The sequence below is a fragment of the Halanaerobium praevalens DSM 2228 genome (assembly GCF_000165465.1).
GTDB lineage: Bacteria > Bacillota > Halanaerobiia > Halanaerobiales > Halanaerobiaceae > Halanaerobium > Halanaerobium praevalens.
Genome location: NC_017455.1, coordinates 2,110,725 through 2,133,420 on the forward strand (window position 1 = coordinate 2,110,725; position 22,696 = coordinate 2,133,420).

Annotated in this window: 15 protein-coding genes; 1 reads left to right on the forward strand and 14 read right to left on the reverse strand. The window is 32.8% G+C overall.

Annotated elements, in window-relative coordinates:
• Positions 1–197: 197 nt before the first annotated feature.
• Positions 198–1,835 (forward strand): radical SAM protein, encoded by a 1,638-nt coding sequence (locus tag HPRAE_RS09870; RefSeq protein ID WP_014554065.1) that lies wholly within the window; start codon positions 198–200, stop codon positions 1,833–1,835.
• A gap of 25 nt (positions 1,836–1,860) precedes the next feature.
• On the opposite strand, the gene galU is transcribed toward HPRAE_RS09870, so the two are convergent.
• The 14 genes from galU to HPRAE_RS09940 form a co-directional block, all read right to left on the reverse strand.
• Positions 1,861–2,733: a UTP--glucose-1-phosphate uridylyltransferase GalU gene (gene galU / locus HPRAE_RS09875; protein WP_014554066.1), complete on the reverse strand. Its 873-nt coding sequence runs from the start codon at positions 2,731–2,733 to the stop codon at positions 1,861–1,863.
• A 124-nt stretch (positions 2,734–2,857) separates the two neighbouring features.
• Positions 2,858–4,615 carry a phospho-sugar mutase gene (locus HPRAE_RS09880; protein WP_014554067.1) on the reverse strand — a complete coding sequence of 586 codons (1,758 nt, stop codon included), beginning with the start codon at positions 4,613–4,615 and terminating at the stop codon, positions 2,858–2,860.
• Between the two features lie 141 nt (positions 4,616–4,756).
• Positions 4,757–5,446: a hypothetical protein gene (locus HPRAE_RS09885; protein ID WP_014554068.1), complete on the reverse strand. Its 690-nt coding sequence runs from the start codon at positions 5,444–5,446 to the stop codon at positions 4,757–4,759.
• A 112-nt stretch (positions 5,447–5,558) separates the two neighbouring features.
• The gene (lptC, locus tag HPRAE_RS09890; RefSeq protein ID WP_014554069.1) at positions 5,559–7,253 is read right to left on the reverse strand and encodes an LPS export ABC transporter periplasmic protein LptC; all 1,695 of its coding nucleotides are present in this window, start codon (positions 7,251–7,253) and stop codon (positions 5,559–5,561) included.
• A gap of 67 nt (positions 7,254–7,320) precedes the next feature.
• The gene (locus tag HPRAE_RS09895) at positions 7,321–8,253 is read right to left on the reverse strand and encodes a hypothetical protein (RefSeq protein WP_014554070.1); all 933 of its coding nucleotides are present in this window, start codon (positions 8,251–8,253) and stop codon (positions 7,321–7,323) included.
• Between the two features lie 30 nt (positions 8,254–8,283).
• Complete coding sequence (locus HPRAE_RS09900) at positions 8,284–9,282, reverse strand: hypothetical protein (RefSeq protein ID WP_014554071.1); 999 nt, start codon at positions 9,280–9,282, stop codon at positions 8,284–8,286.
• Positions 9,283–9,432: 150 nt separating this feature from the next.
• Entirely contained in the window at positions 9,433–12,651 is a 3,219-nt protein-coding gene (locus HPRAE_RS09905; protein ID WP_014554072.1) for a two-partner secretion domain-containing protein, read from the reverse strand.
• A gap of 40 nt (positions 12,652–12,691) precedes the next feature.
• A complete protein-coding gene (locus HPRAE_RS09910; protein WP_014554073.1) occupies positions 12,692–14,386 on the reverse strand; it encodes a ShlB/FhaC/HecB family hemolysin secretion/activation protein in 1,695 nt (564 codons plus the stop codon).
• A 166-nt stretch (positions 14,387–14,552) separates the two neighbouring features.
• Positions 14,553–16,628 carry a TonB-dependent receptor gene (locus HPRAE_RS09915; RefSeq protein WP_014554074.1) on the reverse strand — a complete coding sequence of 692 codons (2,076 nt, stop codon included), beginning with the start codon at positions 16,626–16,628 and terminating at the stop codon, positions 14,553–14,555.
• 143 nt (positions 16,629–16,771) lie between these two features.
• On the reverse strand, positions 16,772–17,497 hold the full coding sequence (locus HPRAE_RS09920; RefSeq protein WP_014554075.1) for an autotransporter domain-containing protein: 726 nt from the start codon (positions 17,495–17,497) through the stop codon (positions 16,772–16,774).
• A 115-nt stretch (positions 17,498–17,612) separates the two neighbouring features.
• Complete coding sequence (locus tag HPRAE_RS09925) at positions 17,613–19,547, reverse strand: S-layer homology domain-containing protein (protein ID WP_014554076.1); 1,935 nt, start codon at positions 19,545–19,547, stop codon at positions 17,613–17,615.
• Positions 19,548–19,849: 302 nt separating this feature from the next.
• Positions 19,850–20,287 carry a RuvC family protein gene (locus HPRAE_RS09930; RefSeq protein WP_014554077.1) on the reverse strand — a complete coding sequence of 146 codons (438 nt, stop codon included), beginning with the start codon at positions 20,285–20,287 and terminating at the stop codon, positions 19,850–19,852.
• A 1-nt stretch (position 20,288) separates the two neighbouring features.
• A complete protein-coding gene (locus HPRAE_RS09935; RefSeq protein ID WP_014554078.1) occupies positions 20,289–21,572 on the reverse strand; it encodes a DUF3084 domain-containing protein in 1,284 nt (427 codons plus the stop codon).
• Positions 21,573–21,590: 18 nt separating this feature from the next.
• Positions 21,591–22,691: an LptF/LptG family permease gene (locus HPRAE_RS09940; protein WP_014554079.1), complete on the reverse strand. Its 1,101-nt coding sequence runs from the start codon at positions 22,689–22,691 to the stop codon at positions 21,591–21,593.
• Positions 22,692–22,696: the final 5 nt, after the last annotated feature.

Genomic DNA, 22,696 nt, shown 5'->3' on the forward strand with positions numbered 1-22,696 from the left:
AAACTAAATTTTATTGTGATTCAATTTCCTACTTATATATATTTAATCTCAAAGAGCTAAATCCTGCTTTTTAAAGTATTTATTTCACATTTTTTAAGCTCTCTCAACTTTATGTTATAATATAATTTAGAGTTTAAACTCAAACTGAAAATTAAAAATAAAATTAAAATAAATAAAGAAATAGGAAAGGATTTTTAATGAAAAATACTAAACTAAAAATTACAATCATCGACGGTTATTTAGATGAGCCTTCTTGTCTTGGAGTCCCACCATATATTTCACCCCATATTCGCTATCTCTGGGGAGCTTTAATTGAAGCTGGAATCCAAAAAGAAAATTTAAATTACTTAACTATTGATCAATTTCGTCAGCAAAAAGATTCTAAACTACAAGAATTAGAAAGTTTAGATATCTTAATTTTAGTGGCAGGAACTACAGTTCCTGGTAATTATCTAGGAGGCCAACCTGCCTCAGCTGCTGAAATTAAAGAAATTGGTCAAAAAGTTTTTTATCCAACTAAAATTTTAGCTGGCCCAATTACTTTAATTAAGGAAATGAGAAAAAAGTTTGAAAAAAATTATGATATCTTAACTAAAGAACTAGCAGCCCTTGACCTTTACCAACGCTTAACTGAAACTGAAATTCCAGCTCTAAAAGCAGAACAATATATTAACAAATTTGCTCTAACTGGAGCCCAGGTTGTGAATAAACATCCTAATTTCCCCAATTTAATAGCTGAATTAGAAACTTTTAGAGGCTGTCCCAGACCAAGTCACTGTGCATTTTGTAGTGAACGCTTAAAAAAATTAACTTATAGCCGCCAACCAGAAGCAATTAGTGAAGAAGTAAAAACTTTAGCTGCTCAAGGCATCCATCATTACCGACTTGGCAGTCAAACTGACCTGCTGCTTTATGGAGCTCAAGCTAAAAAAGATGGTTTTGACTTAAACCCAGCTCAAATTAGAGAACTTTACCGCGGCATCCGTCAGGCTGATCCAGAACTTAAAGTTCTGCATATGGATAATATGAATCCCGCTGAAATAGCTAAAAATCCAACAAAAGCTGCTCAGATAATAGAAACTATTAGTAAATACAATACTCCTGGTGATACTGCTGCTTTTGGTTTAGAATCTGCTGATCCAAAAGTCCTAGCTCAAAATAATATTGATAGTACTGCTCAAGAAAACTTTTTTGCTATTAAACTAATGAATCAAATAGGTGGGCAGCGTGAAAATGGAATTCCCAAACTGCTACCTGGACTTAATTTTCTGCACGGACTAATTGGAGAAAGTAGAGCTACTCTAAAACACAATTATCAATTTTTAGAAAAACTATTAGCTAATAATTTAATGTTACGCCGAATTAATATTAGACAGGTAGTCCGTTTAGGCAGTTATCCTGAAGTAAAATATAGTCAGGGAGAGTTTAAAAAATATAAACAAAAAATAAATAAAAATATTAATCAAGCAATGCTCAAAAAAGTTTTTCCAAGTGGAGTTATTTTAACTGACCTTTATTCTGAAAAACAAAAAGGTAGTTTAAACTACTGCCGCCAGCTAGGAACTTATCCTATACTGACAGCAGTTATTGACCAAAAAGATTCCTTTTTTAAGCAAGCAAAAGTGGTTGATCACGGCTATCGTTCAATTACTGCTTTAAAATGGCCCCAAAAACCAGCTGCTTATAGCAAAAAAGAATTAGAATCTATACCTGGGATCGGCAGCAAAAGGGCCTCGAAAATTATTTTAGCTCAACCACAAACTAAAGCGGAGTTAAAAAAAGTAATTTCTGCTGATTTAAAAGAAGAAATCTTAAGTGAATTTTTTAAATTTTAAGCACTAAATTAAATTAGCAAGCAAATTATTCTAATTCTGCTGTTAACTCTTTTAGATAAGCTTTAAACTCAGCTCCTAAATCTTGATGAGCTAAAGCCAGCTCAACAGTTGTTTTTAAAAATCCCATTTTATTGCCAACATCATAGCGCTGACCTTTAAAATCATAGCCATAAACTTTTTGTTGAGCAAGTAAAGTTTTTAAAGCATCTGTGAGCTGAATTTCTCCACCTTTACCAGCTTCAGTTTCTGCTAAAATATCAAAAATCTCAGGTGTAATTATATAACGCCCTAAAATAGCTAATTTAGAAGGTGCTTTTTCAACTGCTGGTTTTTCAATTAAATCCTCAACCTGATAAATATCACCTTCTTTTTTACTATAAGCAACAATCCCATATTTACTAACATCTTTTTCAGCTACTGTTTTACAACCTAAAACCGCAGCTTGTTTTTGAGCATAAACATCCATCATTTGTTTAATTACTGGTTCTTCAGCTTGAATAATATCATCACCTAATAAAACAGCAAAAGGTTCATTCCCAACAAAACTTTGAGCACAGGCAATAGCATGACCTAAACCTTTTTGTTCTTTTTGACGAACTGAGTGAATAGTAATCATTTCAGAAATAGATTTAACTTGCTTTAATAATTCACTTTTACCCTGTTTTTCTAAAGCCTGTTCTAAGGCAGGAGATTTATCAAAATGATTTTCTAAACTTTCTTTATCTTTTGAGGTGATTATTAAAATATCTTCTATCCCAGCTGCCACAGCTTCTTCGACTATGTACTGGATAGCTGGTTTATCAACTATTGGCAGCATTTCTTTTGGTTGTGCTTTAGTAGCAGGAAGTAATCTAGTTCCCCAGCCTGCAGCTGGAATTACCGCTTTTTTAACTTTCATTTTATCACTCCTAAATTTGTATTATTTTCACTACTTATTATAACATTTATTTAGCTAAATGTTAAAAAAGAGAGACCTCAAAGCCTCTCTTAGAAATCAAACTATTTATTTTTTAGCATCTATTTTAAATATCTTGCATTAACTTCTCAATTTCTGCCATAACTTTTGTTTTAAAGCCCTCTAATTTTTCTGCTGCTGCTGACTGTGTATCAGCTCTAACAGCAAAATAGAATTTGAGTTTAGGCTCTGTTCCTGAAGGCCTAATTGTTAATTTCAGATCATCTGCCAATAAATATTGGAGTACATTAGATTGAGGCAGCTCAAGTTCTGTTTCTGTTTCTGCTTCTAAATCAAAAAGTTTTGACTGCTTATAATCTTTAATTTTTTCAACTTTAAAGTCAGCAATCTGCTCTGGACATTTTTCTCTTAAATGAGCAATTGTTTTAGTTATTTTTTCCTGACCTTCTTTACCTTCAAGTCTAATTGAATGTAAATCCTCCAGATAATAACCATATTTAGCTCTTAATTCTGCTAAGCGTTCTAAAACAGAACTACCTGCTGCTTGATATTTTAAAGCCATAATTGAAAATAAGCCAGCTGCTACAGCAGCATCTTTATCACGGGCATATTTGCCGATCAAATAGCCTAAACTTTCTTCAAATCCTAAAATAAAATCTTTAGCATCTACTTTAGAATCTTCATTTTCAAATTCAGTAATTTTTTCGCCAATAAATTTAAAGCCAGTCAGCACATCTAAAACTTCTACTCCAAAAGCAGCTGCAATATCTACAACTAAATCTGTAGAAACAATAGATTTGATAATAACTCCTTGTTCAGTTAAAGTTCCTGCTTCTTTTTTAGTTTTTAAGAGAAAATCAGCAAATAAAGCTCCAACTTCATTTCCATTTAAAAACTGATAGTTATGATCTTGGTCACGCACAGCAGCTGCCATCCGATCACAATCAGGATCAGTAGCAATAATTAGTTCAGCTTCTTCTTTTTCTGCTAAATCTAAAGCTAAATCAAAAGCAGAGACTTCTTCGGGGTTTGGACTCTCAACAGTAGAAAAATTAGAATCACCATCTGCCTGTTCTTGAACTACAGCTAAATTATTAAAACCCAAATCAGCCAAAAGCTGAGGTACTACAGTACTTCCAGTTCCATGCAGAGGGGTATAAACAATTTTTAAATTACTACCTTTAGCAGCAGCAAGCTCTGTTTCTGGTAAAACCTCAAGCAGAGTATTTAAATATTTTTGATCAAGTTCACTGCCAATATAATTTAAAAGACCTTCTGCTAAAGCCTCTTTTTTAGTCATTGTTTTAACAATAGAAAAATCGTCTATTTCTTCTATTTCAGCAATAATATCTCTAGCTTGTTCTGGTACTACCTGACCGCCATCCTGCCAATAAAGCTTATAACCATTATATTCTGGTGGGTTATGACTGGCAGTAATCACTATTCCTCCAACTGCTTTTAAATCTCTAACAGCAAAAGAAAGTTCTGGAGTTGCCCGCATTCCCTCAAATAAGTAAGTTTTAATTCCATTAGCAGCTAAAACAAGAGCGGCCTCCAAAGCAAACTGGGGTGAATTATGGCGAGAATCATAAGCTATTACAACTCCCTGTTCTCTGCCGTGATCACTATAGTTAATTATATAATTAGCCAGACCCTGTGTAGCTTTGCGAACTATATATTTGTTAATTCGATTTGTACCAGCGCCCATCTTACCTCTCATTCCACCTGTGCCGAAATCCAGATTTTTATAAAATCGTTCCTCTATTTCTTGTTCATCATCTTTAATAGCTTCTAGCTCTTTTTTTGTTTGATCATCAAAATAATCGCTCACAAGCCAATCACGATATCTGGACATATAACTCAAAATTGATCAACTCCTTTGTTGATTAACACGAGAAAATTATTATTCTACTCATTGAAAATATTATATCACAAATAATTTTTTTTATAAAGTTTTGAGAAAAATCCAACACTAAAGAGACTTAAAAATAAAGCTTATTTTAAGCTATAACTTATATTTAAATTTAACTGCTATTTTCCGACCATCCTTATCAGAACGACCCGAATTATTATCATTCCGCTGCCAATCATACTGAATTTTAGTGTCAAGCTTCAAATCAGGATTCACCTTCCAGCCCCATTTAAGAGCAACCCGGTCACGCTGATAATCAGAATCAGAATCCAGCTCATAATTAGTCCACTGTTTTTGCAAAATCAGCTGATAAGAGTGGATTGGATTTAATTTATACTGTAAAGTGTACTGCAATCTGGTCAGCTCATAATCTTTTGTTGCATATTCAGCTTCTAAATAATCTTTATCACGCCATAAAACTTTAAAACGATTTCTTAATTTTTCAGTTAAATAAAAAGTGTAATTTGCTTCTGTTTCAAAATTTAGACTATTATAGCTCTGACTTTGATCATATATTTTTTCTTGCCGCTGGACTTTAAAATAGTAATATTCTCCAACTGCTAATTTTTGCTTATATTTTAACCATAGTTTATCATAACAATAATAATCAAGGGGATCATCATCTTCCCAGTTGCCAGGTTCAGTATAGAGTCTATCTCCACTTTCCATACTTCCACTAATTTCTGGTTGATAAGCTTTAGCAAAACTACTAAGAGAGAGAATCAGCAAAAAAATTAGACTAAAAACTAAAATAGAGCCGGCAAAAGTTATCTTTTTTTTCACAAAAATCACCCTTTTCTTTTACTCTTCACCGACTCTCTTAAATTTCCTGCTAATTTGAGCAATTTTTGTTAAAAAATTATTTAATTAAATTATTTTCCAGTTTAAACTTAATTTAGATTTCAATCCCAAAACTAATACTCTCATCTTTAAATTCATAATTAAGAAAAAGACTATAACAATCTTCTTGTTGAGTAAAACGCAGATTTATTTCATCCCAATCTTCTAAATCAAGATCATAAATTGCACTTGTTTTAATTCTCAAAGAAGAATCTTTAAATTTTCGGTTAACATTTAAAGTCAGAGCTGGTTTAATTAAGCGATCTTGATCTTCACGATCATCAACTAAAGGACTCTGACCCCAAGGATAATTTTTTTGAAAAAACAAAGAAGAATTAAGTCTATACTTTTTATTAAATCGCAGTTGATGTTTAAAGCCTGTATTTAAAGTTGTATAATGATAATTATAATCATAACCACTCCGGTAGTGATCTAAACGATAATTATAAGCTAGATGATAAGAAAATCCAGCTGGAAGCGGTTGTCTAAAGTTATAGCGAAAATTAATTCTTTCTTTATTTAGTTCTGTCCCCTTATTTTCAACTCGCCCACTACCAATTGTTGTTCTAACTCCTAAAACAGAAGGAAAAGCTAAAGTTAAATAAGGATAATAATTATAACTTTCTCCATCAACATATTTTAAATTCCAGTTAATTGAATGTTTACTATAACTCATAGTATATTTTTCTTTAACCTGTTCCCAGTCAAAATTATATTCATGTTTAAAATTAGTTCTCAATCCATTATCAAAGCGATAACGGCCGCTCAGCAAATAACGGTCCTGATCATCATCTTCTGCCTGCAAATCTTTACCAATTCCTGCTTCTAAAGCATATTTGCCGCGATTAAAAACTAAAGAACTAAAAAATTCCTCATCAAAATCATCTAATTCTTCATCATCTAAATCATAGTTATAAAGATATTGATAGCGATTTTTAAAAAGCCAAGACTTAGATAATTGATGATAATTAGTAAAGCGTCTAGTTTCATAACGATCATCTTCTCGTCCTTCAGTTAAATAATTAATTTCTCCCCAATTGCGCTCACTTATCTGATAAGGATAATTAAATTCGACTGTAACTCCCCGATCATTATCATAACCAACTCTTGGCATAGGATAAGTACTTTTAAGTGAATCTTCATCATTTGGATCATAAGTAACAGAATAATAAGGAAGATAAAAAACAGGTATTTTACCAACAAAAGGTACAAGATGGTAAATATCCATAGTATTATCATCATTAATCTCTACTTCCTTAGCCCAATAATGATAATGTGGATCTTTGCGACTACAAGGAGTAAATCTAGCAGAATCCATTTCGGCTTTTAGAGGATTAACCGAAATTATTTTTAATATTTCACCAGAAAAATTAAGTTTACCTAAACTACCATCTGCCTCATAAATTTTTCCTTTTTCAGTTTCATAATTATAAAAAAGTCCTGAACCCTGCACATTATCTTTATCAGAATAAATTACTACTTGAGCTTCTGTTTCTACTGTTTTAGCTGCTGTATCAACTTTAAAACGCTCAGCTTTAATTTCGAAATCTACTGATTTAAAGGAAGCATTACCAGTAAACAAAAGCAAGTTTTTTTGCTTTAAAAAAGTAATATTATCTGCTTCTAAAAGATAATTATCAGTCAAATTTTCTACTGCTGCCAAAACTGGCAGAGAACTAAAGAGTAAAATACTAATAGCAAAAATTATTATTAACTTTTCATTTATTTTTCTTTCTCTTTTATTCAGCACAATAACTGCTCCTAATTAATTTTTAAAACCTGCCTCGAAAATGAAGGCAGGTTTAGATTTAAATGACTTATTTAACAATTACTCCATATAATTCTTTGCTTTCAGTTACCTGAATATACATTTCAGAACCAGCAGGGATTTCTTCGTCTTTACCTTCTACAAAATAACCTGCTACAACTCCTGGTAAACCCAAAAGAGCTGTTCCTAAAACACTAGCACCAATGGCCAGTTTTTGCGATTTGTTTTCTGCTTGGGCTTCTTCTTGGATAGCAACTGCCAAATCACTGCCATCAATTGTTTCTAAACTAGGAAAACCAATTTTAATATCTCCATCTTTACCCATTTTACCAGCTTCTTCAATTTTAGTAACTTCTAATTGACCGCGAGTACCCTTAGGAATAATTAAAGTCTTATTAACTTTAATATCTTCTATAACTTGATAAGCGACTTTTTCTCCTCTACGAGCTGTATTCGAATTAATTTTCTCTAATAATTCGATTCTAATTAGCTGGTTAGTCCTACTTTCTACTTTTTCAACTGGCATTTCTTGGCCTTTAATAGTTAAATTATATAATTTTTCAATTCTAGCTTTAAGTGGACCTTCATTTTGTTCTCCACTAACCATTTCTTCTAAGTTATCTAATCTCTCAATTAGATTACCTCCACTTAACTCTCCCATAATAGACCATTCGATAGTATTAAATAGAAATAATAAAGAAGTTGAGTCTTCAGTAGTGCTTAAAAGGTCATCAATTAATCTTTCAGATCTTTTAACTACTGAGCCAGATTGCACAGAACTATAAACTGTCTTTTCTAAGTCATCAACTCTTTCCAAAATCGGTTTTTCAGAAACTGAACCATAAAGTAATTTTTCCATTTCTGCCAAACGATTAAGCGGTATAATTCCAACTGCCTCTGCCCGATTAAACTGTAAAAAAGGTGTAAAAACCAAAAGAGTTAAAAGCAAAATACTGATTGTTTGTTTAATTTTTAATGACAAAAGAGCTCCACCATCCTTTTTATTTTTAAACTAAAAATTTATTTCAAAAGAGGCCTTAAATTTCTTCTCAGACTCTTTTTGATCTTCTGTTTCAATGATTTCATAACCCAAAGCTACTCCATAATCTTCGTTTAACTGAACTCCTAAACCTAAATCCCAAGCCGTTTTTTGCTGAAATAAATCATTTTCTATTTCATCAAAATCAAGCAGCTTATAAGCTGCACTAAAAGTGGCCAAATTATTAAAAGTTAAATCAACTCCAGTAACTTGCTGAGTAGCATCTGCTCCCTGATCAACTTGATAGCGGGCACTAATTGAAGAACCCTGGGGATAATTATATTTTAAACCAAAGACTTTGGAATTCCCAACTAAATCCCAGCTTTCATCATAATAACTGCCAAAATCATTATTTTCTATATAGTCTGCTGAAACCTCGAATCTATCACTTGGTTGATATGCTAAACCTAAACTATGACTGCTTTCAATTTCATTTTGATAAACTTTATCAAAATTACTATTTAAATTAGTTTCTGCTCCAGTCTCAGAATCATTATCTGGCTCAGTTTCAAAATCCTCTGTCTTAGCTGCAGGTATTTGCAAATTCCACCATTCTTGGTTTGAGACTGCATAACCAGCTCTGAGCGAAGTTCTAGGATTTAAGGCATATTCTAATTGAAAATCAGCAGCTGTTTCTATTTTTTTAGCATCTTTTTGTTGATAATTAGCATTTAATTTAAAATCCTGACTTAAATTTAATTGCTGTTTTCTCTTTAAATTAATTAGAGGCAGCTCTAAATTCTGACTTTGAAAATCAAAATTATTGATATCTATCTCGGCAGCTGGCTTTTGATCAAACTGAGAGGCAATACCTAAGAGTTCTTTGCGCGCTGAATCAGAAAAAGTCTTATTTTGCTCTAAATCTGCTGCTAAATTATCATTTTCAACATCTAAACTAGTTGGCTGATTTGCATAAATATTAAGTGAAAATAGCATTAAAATAATAATCAGCAAAAAAAGTATTTTTTTCATCTCAGCTGCCCCCTTTCTTAATTTAAGTAGATAGTTTAATTATAACAGATATCTGGCTAATAATCCAGACAAACTAAGATCTAGCAGTCTTTTTTTTGACTATTTATAAAAAAATAAAGCCCAAGTTTTTAAACTCAGGCTTTAATGATTTTAATCTTCTTCTGCTAAATAAAAAACTTGTTCTACTCCTTCAGGTAAACTAATACCTCCATTAATTAATTCAATTAGAGAATCTTTATCTACTCTAACTCGAATAAGATTATTATTTGGATTAGCAGCTTCCGAATTATTTGTTGAGCCCTCATCATTTCCCCCTCGGCTCAATTCACTTAAATAAACCTGTTCTGTACCAATAGCTAAAACAGGATCTTCATTTAAATTATTAATAAAATCATCATTAACAACTAAAACCACAGTATAAATATCTTTAATGAACTCTGAGCCATCTATTTCTCTTGCAACTTCAATTATCCATCTGGCAGAATTTTCATTGAAAATTAGTTCAGGATAATCATTTTTATTGCCAAATTTTTTCTTAATCTCCCAGCCAGCTTCTTTAAAAGTAGCAAAATCCTTAAGCTCTTTAGTTGTTTTACCATATTCAGTTTCCCCTAAAGCATCTGGATTTAGATTTTTATCATAAAAACTGGCTACTATTTCATTTTCTGGTAACTCAGGTATGGAAAGGCGAGCTGCTAAAGTTCTATCTGGCTCAGTTAAAAATAATCCACCTATATTTTCACCTTGACTAATCATTTCAACAGCAGCATAAGAATTTAATATTTTTTCATTTCTTAAAATCCCCACTAGACCAGCTGCATAATCATCAGCAATAATTTTCGCCTGAGCATAGCTATTTTCAATAGTTCCAGGGGGTTGAAGTCTTTTCTCCATTCTACCAGCTAAACCTCCAATAAATCTGGAGCCCCTTATTTGCCCTTTAAAATAGCTGTTTTCTATTTTACTATCAATACCATAACCAACTAAGCCACCTATAATTTCACTATTTGGCAGCTCAAAATCACTTGCTGCATAGCTATTTTTAATAATAGAATTCATTGAACCACCAATTAAGCCACCAATTATTGTATTTTCTAGTCTAATTCTTAAATCTGTTTTAAAACTTATTATTCTCTCGGGTTCTTTAAATGACATTTTCGAATAACTATTACTAATTTCTACTCCATTAGTCTCTCCCGCCAGACCCCCAACTAAATAATTAGCTTTAATTGTTCCTTGACTCCAGCTATTGCTAATTAATGCTTTTTCAACATTTTCGGGAGCTAAGGCAGAAGCTTTAAGATTATAATTTGAGTCAAGTCCTAAATAACCAACTAAGCCACCAACTCTATGATTACCAATAACTGTCCCCTGATAATAGCTATCTTCAACTTTGCTTTCTCTTGCATAACCAACTAAGCCACCTACATTGTTTTCGAAAGCTAAATCTAAGTTAGATTTTGAATAACTATTTATAATCTGTGAATTATAACTAGATCCAGCTAAACCACCAAAGCCGGTATTATAAGTTCCTCTAACCGCAAAGTCTCGCGGAGCAATAGAATCTGAGCCAATATCTGCATCTGAATAACTATTTTCTATTTTAGAATAGTTTAAACTACCAACAAGTCCTCCTACATTTGCATAACCATCTACACTACCACTGCTGGAACTATTTTTAATTGTCCGAAAAGCAGTCCCTAGACTTCCAACTAAACCACCAACATCACTCCACCCTTTAACAATCGAGTCAGTATGAACATTTTCAATATGAGTATTTGAAGCAGAACCTGCAAGAGTTCCAACTCGATTTTCACCAGTAATTTCGGCATTTTTAAATTTTAAATTTCGAATATCAGAATTATAGAGACTAGAAAAAAGACCAAGATCACTATTTATAGAATCAAGCTTAAAATTATTGATACTATAATTTTTACCATCTAAATTACCTTTAAATCCCACACTATTGTTTCCAATTGGCTGCCAATCTAAACTACCATTTGTTAAGCTAGCATCAAGATCACTACCTAGCTCATAATTTCCTACTACATATTCAGGACTTACCAATCTAGAAGTTTTAGGTGTTAAATTTTCTCTTTGGCGAGCTGTATCAATCCACTGCAGCTGCTTAATATTATTAATAATTACTTTACCAGTATCTGCAAAATAAACATCACCATTTGCTTTAAAATAAATTCCACCATCATTATTATTTTTATTTTCAACTACAGCATTAACATTAATATCATTATCAGCTTCTAATTCTAGTTTTGTTGCTGCAGACCAGCTAAGATCAGAATTAATATCTATATTGCCTTCATCAGCATTAGAACCTTCCGTATTAATTGTTACATTACCACTATTTAAACTTGAGTTTAAAGTATTAGCAAAATCAGCATCAATATTGATATTTGTTGGATCTATTAACCAATGTCCACTTCTAATTTCTGCATTTTCACCTAAATTAAAGACTCGGCCACTAGTTTCTACAAAACCTTCTTTTTTTCCTGTAATTAGTTTTCCATCAATTTTAGTTTCTCCACCATGAGCAAAAATTTCAATATAACCAGTTTTAGTTTCAGCAGAATTTTCAGCTTTTAGATCTGCAATAGTTCTAGCTTCTATTATACCTTCTGTATTTACTACTCCCGCTAAAAGATCATCAACTGCATTTACTGTTAAATATACTTTTCCACCATCTGCCTTAATCGCCCTTTTATTTTCGACCAAACTATCTAATTCTCCCTTAGTTACTCTTAGATTAACTAAGGAATTAGCATTTAAATTGAGTGAAAATTCTTGACCTCCACTTAAATGTACTTCTCCTAAATTTGCTGTAATCAAGCCTTTATTAACTACTTTTTTAGCAAGCAAGGCTGAATATCCAGCATCTGAAATATTTATTTGTCCTTTGTTAATAACTGAAGTTTGGGCATTGCCAGCAAAAGAATAATTAGCATCCCTAAAATCCTGATCACTAAGCTCTTTAGTTGTGGCTAAAAGCCCGGCTGTATTTACTCTGGCATTTGCTCCAAATAATACTCCACTACTATTTAAAATCCAAACCTGACCATTAGCATTTAAAGCCCCATCAATTACACTTTTTTCATTTCCTAAAATCCTGTTTAAAGTAATTGAGTTAAGACCTGGTTGATTAAAATTTACTGTTTCTGACTGATTAAGATTAAAACTTTGCCAATTAATTGTAGCTTTTGTTGAACTCTGATTAATCTCTGTCAGCTGATCACCATAGCTTATTTCGGCCTGACCTGTAGTGACTTTAGCACCTGTGGGAGCTGCCGCAGCTGTGCTGCCAAAAACTAAAATTAATAGTAAGAGAAAGACTAATATTTTTTGATAAAATTTCATTTCAGCCTCCTTTTTGACTTTAAACCCATTTAACCATTATTTAAAAAACAAAACCAGCTTGAATTAAAAATCTACTATCATAATCATCCTCTGCTGTTACATCCTCATTTCCAAGCTTATGCGCCCAGTTTAATTTAGCAAAAAAATCTTTATAATTAAGATAATAAGCTAAGCCTAAATCCTGCAAGGTTCTTGATTCAAAATTCGCTACTGGATCTGCCATATCTACTGAACCAAGATCATAAAATAGACTTAAACGATGTGAGTAATTTTCTAAATCAGGTAGATTATAAAAAAGCTCTAAATTAAGTAAATAACCTTTTTCAGCACTATGCTCACTAGCTGGATATAATCTAACTCCATTTACCCCACCAACAGAAAAATCTTCACTACCATCTAAATTTTGATCAGAAAAAACATATTGTACTTTTAAAGAATTATTAAGTGACCATTTAGAATTAAATTGTATATTTTCAGCAAAGTGCAAGTTAGTTTTAGCAAAAGCACCAGCTGTATCTTCAAAAGCAGAATTATCAGGACTTCTGTCCAAATCTCCTAAACTAAGAGAACCCTGAATAGTTCGTTTAGAGTTCCAATTTTTTAAGCGATAGTTTTTAGTATTTGTTAAGCCAAAAGTCAATTTATTTAAAGTTTTAGCTGCTGTTTTAATTCCTGCCTGTTCATCTTCTAGATCCCTGTTCATCAATTCAGCTCTCAACTTAATATTATGCAGACGAGTTCTTTTAATTGGATAACTAAAACTTAGAGATAAATCTTTAGAAACTCCTTCTATTTCCAAAGCAGAATAAATATCACCTAACTCATATTCTGTTCTAGCATAGGCTAATTCAGCCTCTAAACCTCTGGCATTTAAAGGAAGAGAATAAGCAAGCCTATAATTTTCTATACCACTACCATCACTTAACATAGTTTGAATCCCTATTTGATCTCCTAAACCAAAAGGAGAATTAATATTTAAAGCTCCAGTTAATCTGTCTTCACCTGTATATTCACTCCCATAATTATCAGCAACTAAATAGCCAGTAAATCTGGGGGTTGAGTCAGCTTTAATTAGAAAGTCACTAGTTCCCAGTTTTGCTCCTGGCATTACATCAGACTGAATAACAACTGCTCCTGGTGTATCATTAATAATTAGCATAGCTCTCTCAATTGTATTTACACTAATAATATTTTGAGCTTTAACGGCATCCAAAATAGCCTGCAATTTACTAGCTTTGACTAAAGAATTATTTTCTAAAATAAACTTACCATAATGACCCTCTATAACTGCTATTTCTAAGCTGTTATTTGCTATTTTTTGTTGAGGAATATAGGCACGGGCAACAAAAAATCCCTGCTGACGATAATATTTAGTTATTTTAAGAGCTGCTCTTTGCATTTCTAAAAAAGATATTTTTTTACCTGTATAAGTCTTAGTATTCACTAAAGCTTCTAGCTCAGCTGTACTCAAAAAATTATTACCACTAATAATTATTTTTTCAATCATTATTTTTTCAGTCCCCAAATCTGAGGCTGGTTCTTTAATTTTCTCTTGTTCTAGTTTAGGCAGAGGAGAAGATTCTGCTTCAATTTCTGGTTTGTTTTCTGTTTCTTTGAGCACATCACCAATATCTATTTTTGTACTAACAGGTTCCTTAATATTTTGAGCTAAAACTAAAGTCGGACTAGATAAAAGAAAAACAATCAGCAAAAATATTAATTTTTTATTTAGCATTTTAACATCTCCCTTTTTAAATTGATAATCTAAGTCCCTCCTTATTATTAGATCTAATTATAGTCTAATTCGCGATAAAGTTGTTGATACCTTTTTTATTCATAATATTTTGAAATATATTAATTTAAAAATACCGCTCCTGCTCTAGAAGCGGTATTTAGTTTAGTTAAAATTCTAATCTAAGTGAGGTTTCTAACATTGAAGAAACAGCTTCAATATCATAACCCTGAACATTATTCTGTTTGTAACTAGAATCTGAATCAGTAATCCGACCAGTTAAATTCCAGCTCAAGTTCTCTCTGAGCTTTTTATTAATAAAGGCTTCCAGATAATTGTAACCAGCTTCCATTTCTGTTTTATACTCTGTTGATTTGTTAATAACACGGCTGTCCCAATTACCAAATTTATTAACAAACTTAGCTCCCAACTGAGTTTTAGCATCTAGCTGATAAATAGTTTTTAAAATCAGAGTTAACTGCTCAAAATCAGCAAAGAAATTATCATTTTTTTCATATTTTAAAGCCAAAGAATTAGCAAAGCGTTCTCTTTGCTGTTTTAAACCTAGTTTATATATTTCTTTAGCTTCCGGTTTTACACCTGGAGCAAAAACTAAACCTTTAAAAACTTGATCCCATTCCGAATCAGGCTCAAGATAAGCATAAGAGGATTCTAAAACTAAATTATCAGTTAGAATATAGTCAGCACCTAAACCATAAAGATCAAAACCATAAGGGGCAGCTAAATCATTTTCTACTGCCAAAAATTCATCTCCGACACTCTGATATCTAGGCTTTAATTTAAAACGATCATTAATTTTCCAGTCAGCTTCTAAATCAAGATAATAGTCATTACCTTTTTTATTTTTAAGTAATTCTTCAAAACCAATATAATACATATTAGGATTTGCAAAAGAAGGTAAACCTAGATCTTCAAGATCCCAATCATTATAGACTAATTCTCCTTTTAAACTTAAAGCATCATTAAACCTAAAATTAGTAAAATTTATCGCTAAATTACTAACATTCTGACCTTCATAACGAAGTTGATTAAAGCCTAAACTATAATCAGCAGTATTGATTTCTTTGGCTGCAGTTAAAGAATATAGATCTACAGGAAAATTAAATCCAGCTAAATCAATTTCTGAACCTCCAGCTAAGAATTGCCAAGTTATATCTTTATAATTCCTCCTATATTCTAAAGCTTCTAAATCATTTTCTGCTAAAAAATATGGTTTAAGCTGATAATCATCTAAATCACCAATTTTAAAGTAATTATCATGATAATTAAAGCTTAATAAAGCTTTGTCCATTTTTAAAGCTTTCTGTTCAGGCTGACTATAATCATTAAAACCATCCGCTTTGGAAAATAAATTATCTATAGTTTCTAATTCTAAGTTAAAATCACCAAAAGCCTGCTGGCCATTAATTGTAAAGTCATATTCCTGCCAGAATTTTTTACGAGTTGGAATAGAATTTATATCATCTTTATAATTTTCATCGTTTGCTGCAAGCTCAAAAAATTCAAGTTTTAAAGGAAAGACATTTTCGTTATTAAAAATATCTGTATTCATATAATCAGCTAATAGAGTATGATACATATCTGCATAATCCATATCTCCCAAGTATTCATTTGCCTCTAAATCTAAAACATCTTCGTCAGTCCAAGTATAAACGGCTAAGGCTCGCTCTTCTTTATTAGAAGGATAATCTGTTGTTTCAAAATTAGTAGTAATTACTGCCCCAAATTCTATTTTATCTTCTGGTACTTTTAACTCTGCTAACTTCGCTTCTACTGCAGCTATTTCTGTACTTAAATTCTCTACTTCTGCTCCTAAGACTTCTAATTCAGAAGCAAATTCACGGCTTAAACTATCAACTATTAATTTTATATCTTTTAGCTGACCAGAACTTAATTTTCTACCTGACTGATCAACAACCAACATTTTTTCGCTGGCCATTTCTTTAGCTACCTGAGCCTCTGACTCAGTCAAAGAATTAAACTGTTCCAGTTCTTTTACTCTCTGATAAGCTCGCTCAACTAAAACAGCAACCTGATAACGAGTCATTTCCTTTGTTCCCTTAAATTCACCATCTGGATAGCCCTCAATAATTCCCTGCTCCTGCAGCTCTGTTAGTGCTTGATAGGCCCAATGCTCAACTTCTAAATCCGAAAATGCCGCCTCAACCCCCAATGTACCAGTAAAAATTAAAATAAAGCTTAGAAAAATAATTAGTTTTTTCATCTTGACCCCCTTGTTGATATTGACATTTGTTCAAAAATATTTAATTATATTATACCTTATTTAAATTAAAATTACCAGAATAATTAAAAAAAGTCCTTAAAGCAGAATTTAAAGCTCTGCTCTAAGGGCTCCTGAAATTTAAATTAAAAGTTATATCCTACACCTAAACTATATGAAAAACCTTTACTGTACACATTTCCTTCATCTTGATCATCTATTTCCATATAAATATAACCTAAAGCAGCATTAACATTCCAATTTTCTGCAAAAGAACGCTCATAAGCTAAACCCAAGCGATAACTAACTGCATCTAGATCATAATCTGTATCTCCTTCTTTCTTACCGAAACGAGATCCGACTAGATTCTGATTTTTAGTACCTCTATAAAAGCCTAAACCTCCACCTAAAGACCAGCGTTCATTTAAATTATAATCTGTTAAAAAAGCTAAACCATGTAATCTAACATCAGTTTCTGCGGTATGTTCATGTTCTTCTCCACCAATATTAGCTGAGCCTTCTTCTCCACCAATATTAGCTGAGCCTTCTACTCCACCAAAAATATATTCATATCTAATAGTACCATCCCAATTTTCAGTTAAAGCTTTTTGAGCTCCTAAATAAACAATTGGTACTCGATCAATATTATCCATTTTTTCTACATCATTTACAGGCAATCCTTTTTGAGCTATTAATCCATTTTCATCAAAATATGTTTCATTCAAATCATCAATAGTCCCATTCCACTTATCTAAAGTAACCTCTGTAATTGCCATTCCACCAATAGCTTCCCAGTCAGAAGCTGCTGCATGTCCTGCCATAAGTCCTACACTCAACAATACCATCAGCATTACTATAATCTTTTTCTTCACTTTTTCTAATTCCTCCTTATAAATTTACATAATTTTCCTATAAACACAGAAAACCCGAGGGAATAAATCCCCCGGGTTGTTTTGTTTATTTTGTTTCTTTAGCTATAAGCTATATTTAGAAGCTTACAGTTAGAGAAGTAGTAAGTGCATTACCTTCTCCATCATTCATGTTTCCACTACCATCATCTTTTTCATTAACTTCACCAGTAATATACTTAAGCTCTGTATTCCAAGTCATGTTGTCAGCTAACTCTTTATCCATAGTAGCTTTTAGATAGTTATAGTTAATTACATCACCATCAGTCTTTTCTTCATCTTTATTTACTAAAGCAGCACCTAGAGTAGTTGTTTCGTTCCAAGCGTACTCAGTACCTAATTCGATAAGAGTAATATCATGGTCATCTTCGAATCCATCATTGTTAGTAATAGTAACATCTACATTGTTAGTAAATTTACCATATACATTTTCCCATCCTACAGCGTACTCATACTTATCTTCTGCATCATTAGTATAGTTATCGCTTCCAGGATTAACTAATTCAATAGAACCATTAACTGTATTCATTTCGTTTACAATATACTCTGCACCTAACATGTACTTGTCATAATCTACATTATTTAGAGTCTTATCAACAGACTCACCTTCATCTGTACCAGCTAAGTCATCATTGATAGCATAGAATTCTGAACCAACAGTTTCAATCATACCATTAATAGTTAGAGCTTCAGTAGCAGCAAAGTCTCCATTAACCATAAAGTAGATATCATTAGCACTATCATCTTTTACAACATCAATATCTTTATCTGAACTCCAATCATTAAATGCTAATTCTCCACCCATTGTTAGAGCTTCTGTAACTTCAACGTCTGTTAACTCAAGAGCAACATAAGTAGAATCTACAGAATTATCTTTAGTAAAGCCTTGACCTCTAACCTGATAAACTTTACCAGTTAAGTTACCAAAAGTCATAGCTTTGTGAGCTGTCATACCATAGTAATCAGCTGTTGTATCATCATCATCACCTAATACAGTAGCCATGAAGTCAATATCATTATAAGTGTAAGTTGCTTCTAGACCTTCCATATCTTCTTCATCAGTTAAATATTTTTCCATGTGGTAATCAGCAAAGTCTCCCATTCTGAAACCATAATCATGGTAAGTTACTTCTAATAAAGCAGAATCCATTAAGAATGTATCTTCATCTTCTGGACTGTAATGATAATCATCATCTAAACCAGGATAATTTTCATCAAAAATTGTATCTTCACTAGCAAATACATTAGTAATTGTATCTACATCTAAATTAAACTTAGCTTCTCCTAAGTTACCATTAATATTGAAATCAAATTCCTGCTCAAATCTCTTTTCTGCAGGGAAATCAGAATCGTCCTCTGATTTATAAATATCTTTACCATCTTTATCTGTACCTTTTTCTGGAGCTGCAATATCTAAAGCATCACCATCAGCCCATAAAGCTACAGTGTTTGCTTTTTCTTTATCATCACCATAGTTAGCTACTTCAAAAGTAGTCTTGAACTCTGCACCAAATTCAATGTTATCTTCAGGTACGTCCATAGCGTCTACTTTAGCAGCTAATTCGTCTACGTCTTTTCCTAAAGCTTCTACATCTGCACCTAGAACTTTAAGCTCAGCGCGTAATTCGAATGTTAAAGCATCAACGATATCTGCTACTTCTTCAGCTTGAGCATCGCTTAAGCTTTCATTTGTGTTCTTTTCCATTAAAGACTTAACAATAGCTGTTACGTCTTCAGCTTGACCTGTAGTTAGGCCTTGACCCATTGCGTCCATTTCGTCAACAATGTTATCTAAAGCGCGGCTAACCATTACAGCCATTTCGTAACGGGTCATTGACTTGTCACCTTTGTACTCACCATCTGGATATCCTTCAACGATTCCAGCGGCTACCAACTTGTTAATAGCATTGTATGACCAGTGGCTTGCAGGTACATCTGAGAAAGAAGCACCAAAAGCAGGCATAGCTAATGCTACGACTAACATTAAAGCAATTGTAATTGTAAGTTTTTTCATTATTTAAAATCCCCCTTGATTGTTTGTAATCTTTCTTTTTAATCTATATAAGTTCTATAACTTATTCAATCACAGAGGACTCCGAGCGAGTTTCCTAGTTTCCTCTTCTTTGTCCTAAGTATTTTAATAAGTAGTGAGAACTCTTATAACTCTACAGCTCCGCAGCTTCGGGGGGCACCTCCTTTCCACCGCATTTTAGCTTTGAGTTTATAAGCTTAATTATTACAATTTTACAATTGTAAAAGGCAAAAAATATTTAATTGTCAAAATTCATCTAATCTAATTCTAATATTTTTCTATCCTCAATCACTATTGTAAGTGCCAGCAGAGTTTTTGTCAAGTTTTTTTAAATATTTTTCTCCAATTATCAAAGCAGCATAATCATCTAAAGCTTTGCTCACTTTCCAGTTAACAAATTTACGCAGTAATTTTTCATAATTAGACATTGGCTTTTCCTTTAAATAACGCTTTTGAGCTGCTTCAGTTGTAAACTCTTCTACCACTAAATTAATTTTTTTAAAATCAAAATTTTTCTGAAGCAGCTCCATTACCCCTGCTGCTCCAGTCCCATTACCAACTATTACCTCTTGTAGCTGGTAATTACAGTCCAGTTCCTCTAAGTAATCTTCCAGCTCTGTTAAAGGAACAATAGTCTTTTCTTGGACTTGAGCTTGATAATCGAGTACAGCTGCTCCTATTTTGTCTCGTCCAGGATCTAAAGCTAATAAATAATTATTCATTTTAATTCTCCTCAAGCCTAAATTCTTCTAACTCAAAGCTGAGATTATCACTTAGTCTATCCTGACGCCAAATATTAGTCTTAGCATAAATTTTAACTTTAAGCGCAGTTGAGCTTGAACGCACCTGATTTACTAGCTCATAAAACTGACTAAAATTAAGTGAGCCAACCTGACCAGAATTATCAGGCAAAATTCCCTGATTAATCGCTTTCGAATTAACAGACTCTAAAAGCTCTTCTAGCTCGTTTTCTATTTCTTCACTGCTTTGATCAGGACTAATAATTTGAGAACTAATTAAAGAACCTTTTCTAAAAACTATAAAATCTTCATATAACTGAAAATTAGCATACAGCCAGTCATTTTGAGGAACATTAACTCGGGCCACCAAAGAAACTATTGTCCTGCTCCCAGCATCCATATTATAGATAATCCGAGCTGCATTTAAAATATCTTCAGTTTGCAAACGCAGAGCCATTCCTGTCTCTTTATTGACCTTAATCTCCTGCTTGAGAGCAACTTTATTTGCCCGCTGCAGATACTTATTTAAAGCCGAAATAGTCTTTTGTTCACCTCTACCGCCCTCTAAAACATCACTATAAACTACATCACCTTTTTGATAAACTATATCCTCATCCATATAATAGATCACACCAGCTCTTAGCTGTTCAGCCACTTGCCGCAGATCATCATAGTCAGCTTCTAAATCCGAAATCTGAGCCTGAAGTTCAGAAACTTGCTCTTCTAAATCCTGACGCTGTGAACTTAAATTCTCAATTCGCTGCTCTAATTGATCCCGATTTTTAGTCAGCTCAGCTAATTCTTTTTCAACTGCCAGTAATTCTTGGTCTTTAGCCTTAATCTCTGCTTCTTTTGTCTCAATCTCTGCTTCTTTAGCAGCTATCTTATCTTCTCGGGCCTCAATTTGAGCCTGTAATTCAGCCAGTTTTTGATCTCTAGCCTCCAGCTCTTCATTTTTAGCAGCTAAATTCTGATCCCTTTTTTCTAACTGCTGATTTAAATTTTCTAACCTATTTAAAACATCATTAATATTAAACAAGGCATTCCTTAACTCCGAATAAACTCCCAGCAAAATAGTGATAGAAAGTACCGCAATTAAAATTCCAGTCACAACTGTAATAATAATTGAAGAATAACGGGGCCGGAGACCAAATAAAGAAACTCTTTTTTTACCCATTTTCATTCCAATTTTATCACCAATAAAGGCAATTAAACCACTTAAAAAAACTACTATAGCTATAATTGCAAATGCATTAATAATCTCCACCCCACTTATAAGTTCTGCTTACTGCCGAGAACTTTTAAATAATAAAGCCAAACCAACTACAAAAATCACTATATTCTGCAGCCAGGCTCCCAACCAAGGCTCAATTGTTCCCTGACTACCTAAAGCATCTCCGACTGTCATTAAAACATAATAAATAAATATTACAATAATCGAAATTCCAAAACCAGTTGCTGAGCCGGCAGAGCGCTGAGGCTTAATTCCCAAAGGTGCTGCCAAAAGAGCAAAAATAAAGCTGGCCAAAGGTATGGAAAATCTATGGTGAAACTCAACTCTTTCCGCATATGCCTGCCGTCCTTGTTCTTCTTTTAAAGCAATATGCTCATTTAATTCTCTAATATTCATTTCATCAATATCTTTACCTAGTTTACCAGCCTGAGTTGGAGAATGGATCTCCTCTCTGGAGCGATAAGTACTGAATTCCAAAGCAGGCTGCCTATTTTCTCGATCTAAAAAATAAATAATCCCATCATAAAAATGCCAGCCGTCACTTAACCATTCTGCACTCTCTGCTTCTAAAACAGAATCTGGTTTGCCATCTTCAAAACTCTGGACAACTACATCCTTCATAATCCCACTATCTCCGTTAAAGCTGTGAGCATAAAGCATATAATCAGGGCGCCTGGTCCTGCTGTCCATTGGCGTTAAAAATAAATCATATTGAGTCTCCGGCCTCTGTTCTCCGTGTTGGGCTTGATACATTATTTGTTCAGCCTGATAATTAGCATTGGGCACTAAAAACTCCGAAATCCCAATAGTCACTCCACTTGTTAAAAGTCCTAAAATTAAAGCAGGCATCACTAAAGCCAAAATACTAACTCCTCCAGCTCTCATAGCTGTAATTTCGCTGTCACCAGAAAGCCGATTATAAGCCATAATTGTACCTAAAAGTGAAGCCATCGGAAAAGTTAAAACAATAATCTCTGGTAGTTTTAAAAAGAAAAGTTTAATTAAAGTAAAAACTTCTACTCCCCATTTAGTATAAAATTCTGTTAACTCAAAAATTAAATCTGTACCAATAAAAATACCAGTAAAAGCTGCCACCCCAAAGAAAAATGGTGCAATCAGTTCTTTATAGATATATTTATTAAGTGTTTTCACAAAAA

Bases quoted from the DNA above. Each gene is read 5' to 3' on its own strand.
- galU (WP_014554066.1), bottom strand. From the start codon at position 2,733: ATGAAAGTTAAAAAAGCGGTAATTCCAGCTGCAGGCTGGGGAACTAGA.
- HPRAE_RS09930 (WP_014554077.1), bottom strand. From the start codon at position 20,287: ATGAATAATTATTTATTAGCTTTAGATCCTGGACGAGACAAAATAGGA.
- HPRAE_RS09870 (WP_014554065.1), top strand. From the start codon at position 198: ATGAAAAATACTAAACTAAAAATTACAATCATCGACGGTTATTTAGAT.
- HPRAE_RS09915 (WP_014554074.1), bottom strand. From the start codon at position 16,628: ATGAAAAAACTAATTATTTTTCTAAGCTTTATTTTAATTTTTACTGGT.
- HPRAE_RS09905 (WP_014554072.1), bottom strand. From the start codon at position 12,651: ATGAAATTTTATCAAAAAATATTAGTCTTTCTCTTACTATTAATTTTA.
- HPRAE_RS09910 (WP_014554073.1), bottom strand. From the start codon at position 14,386: ATGCTAAATAAAAAATTAATATTTTTGCTGATTGTTTTTCTTTTATCT.
- HPRAE_RS09925 (WP_014554076.1), bottom strand. From the start codon at position 19,547: ATGAAAAAACTTACAATTACAATTGCTTTAATGTTAGTCGTAGCATTA.
- HPRAE_RS09900 (WP_014554071.1), bottom strand. From the start codon at position 9,282: ATGAAAAAAATACTTTTTTTGCTGATTATTATTTTAATGCTATTTTCA.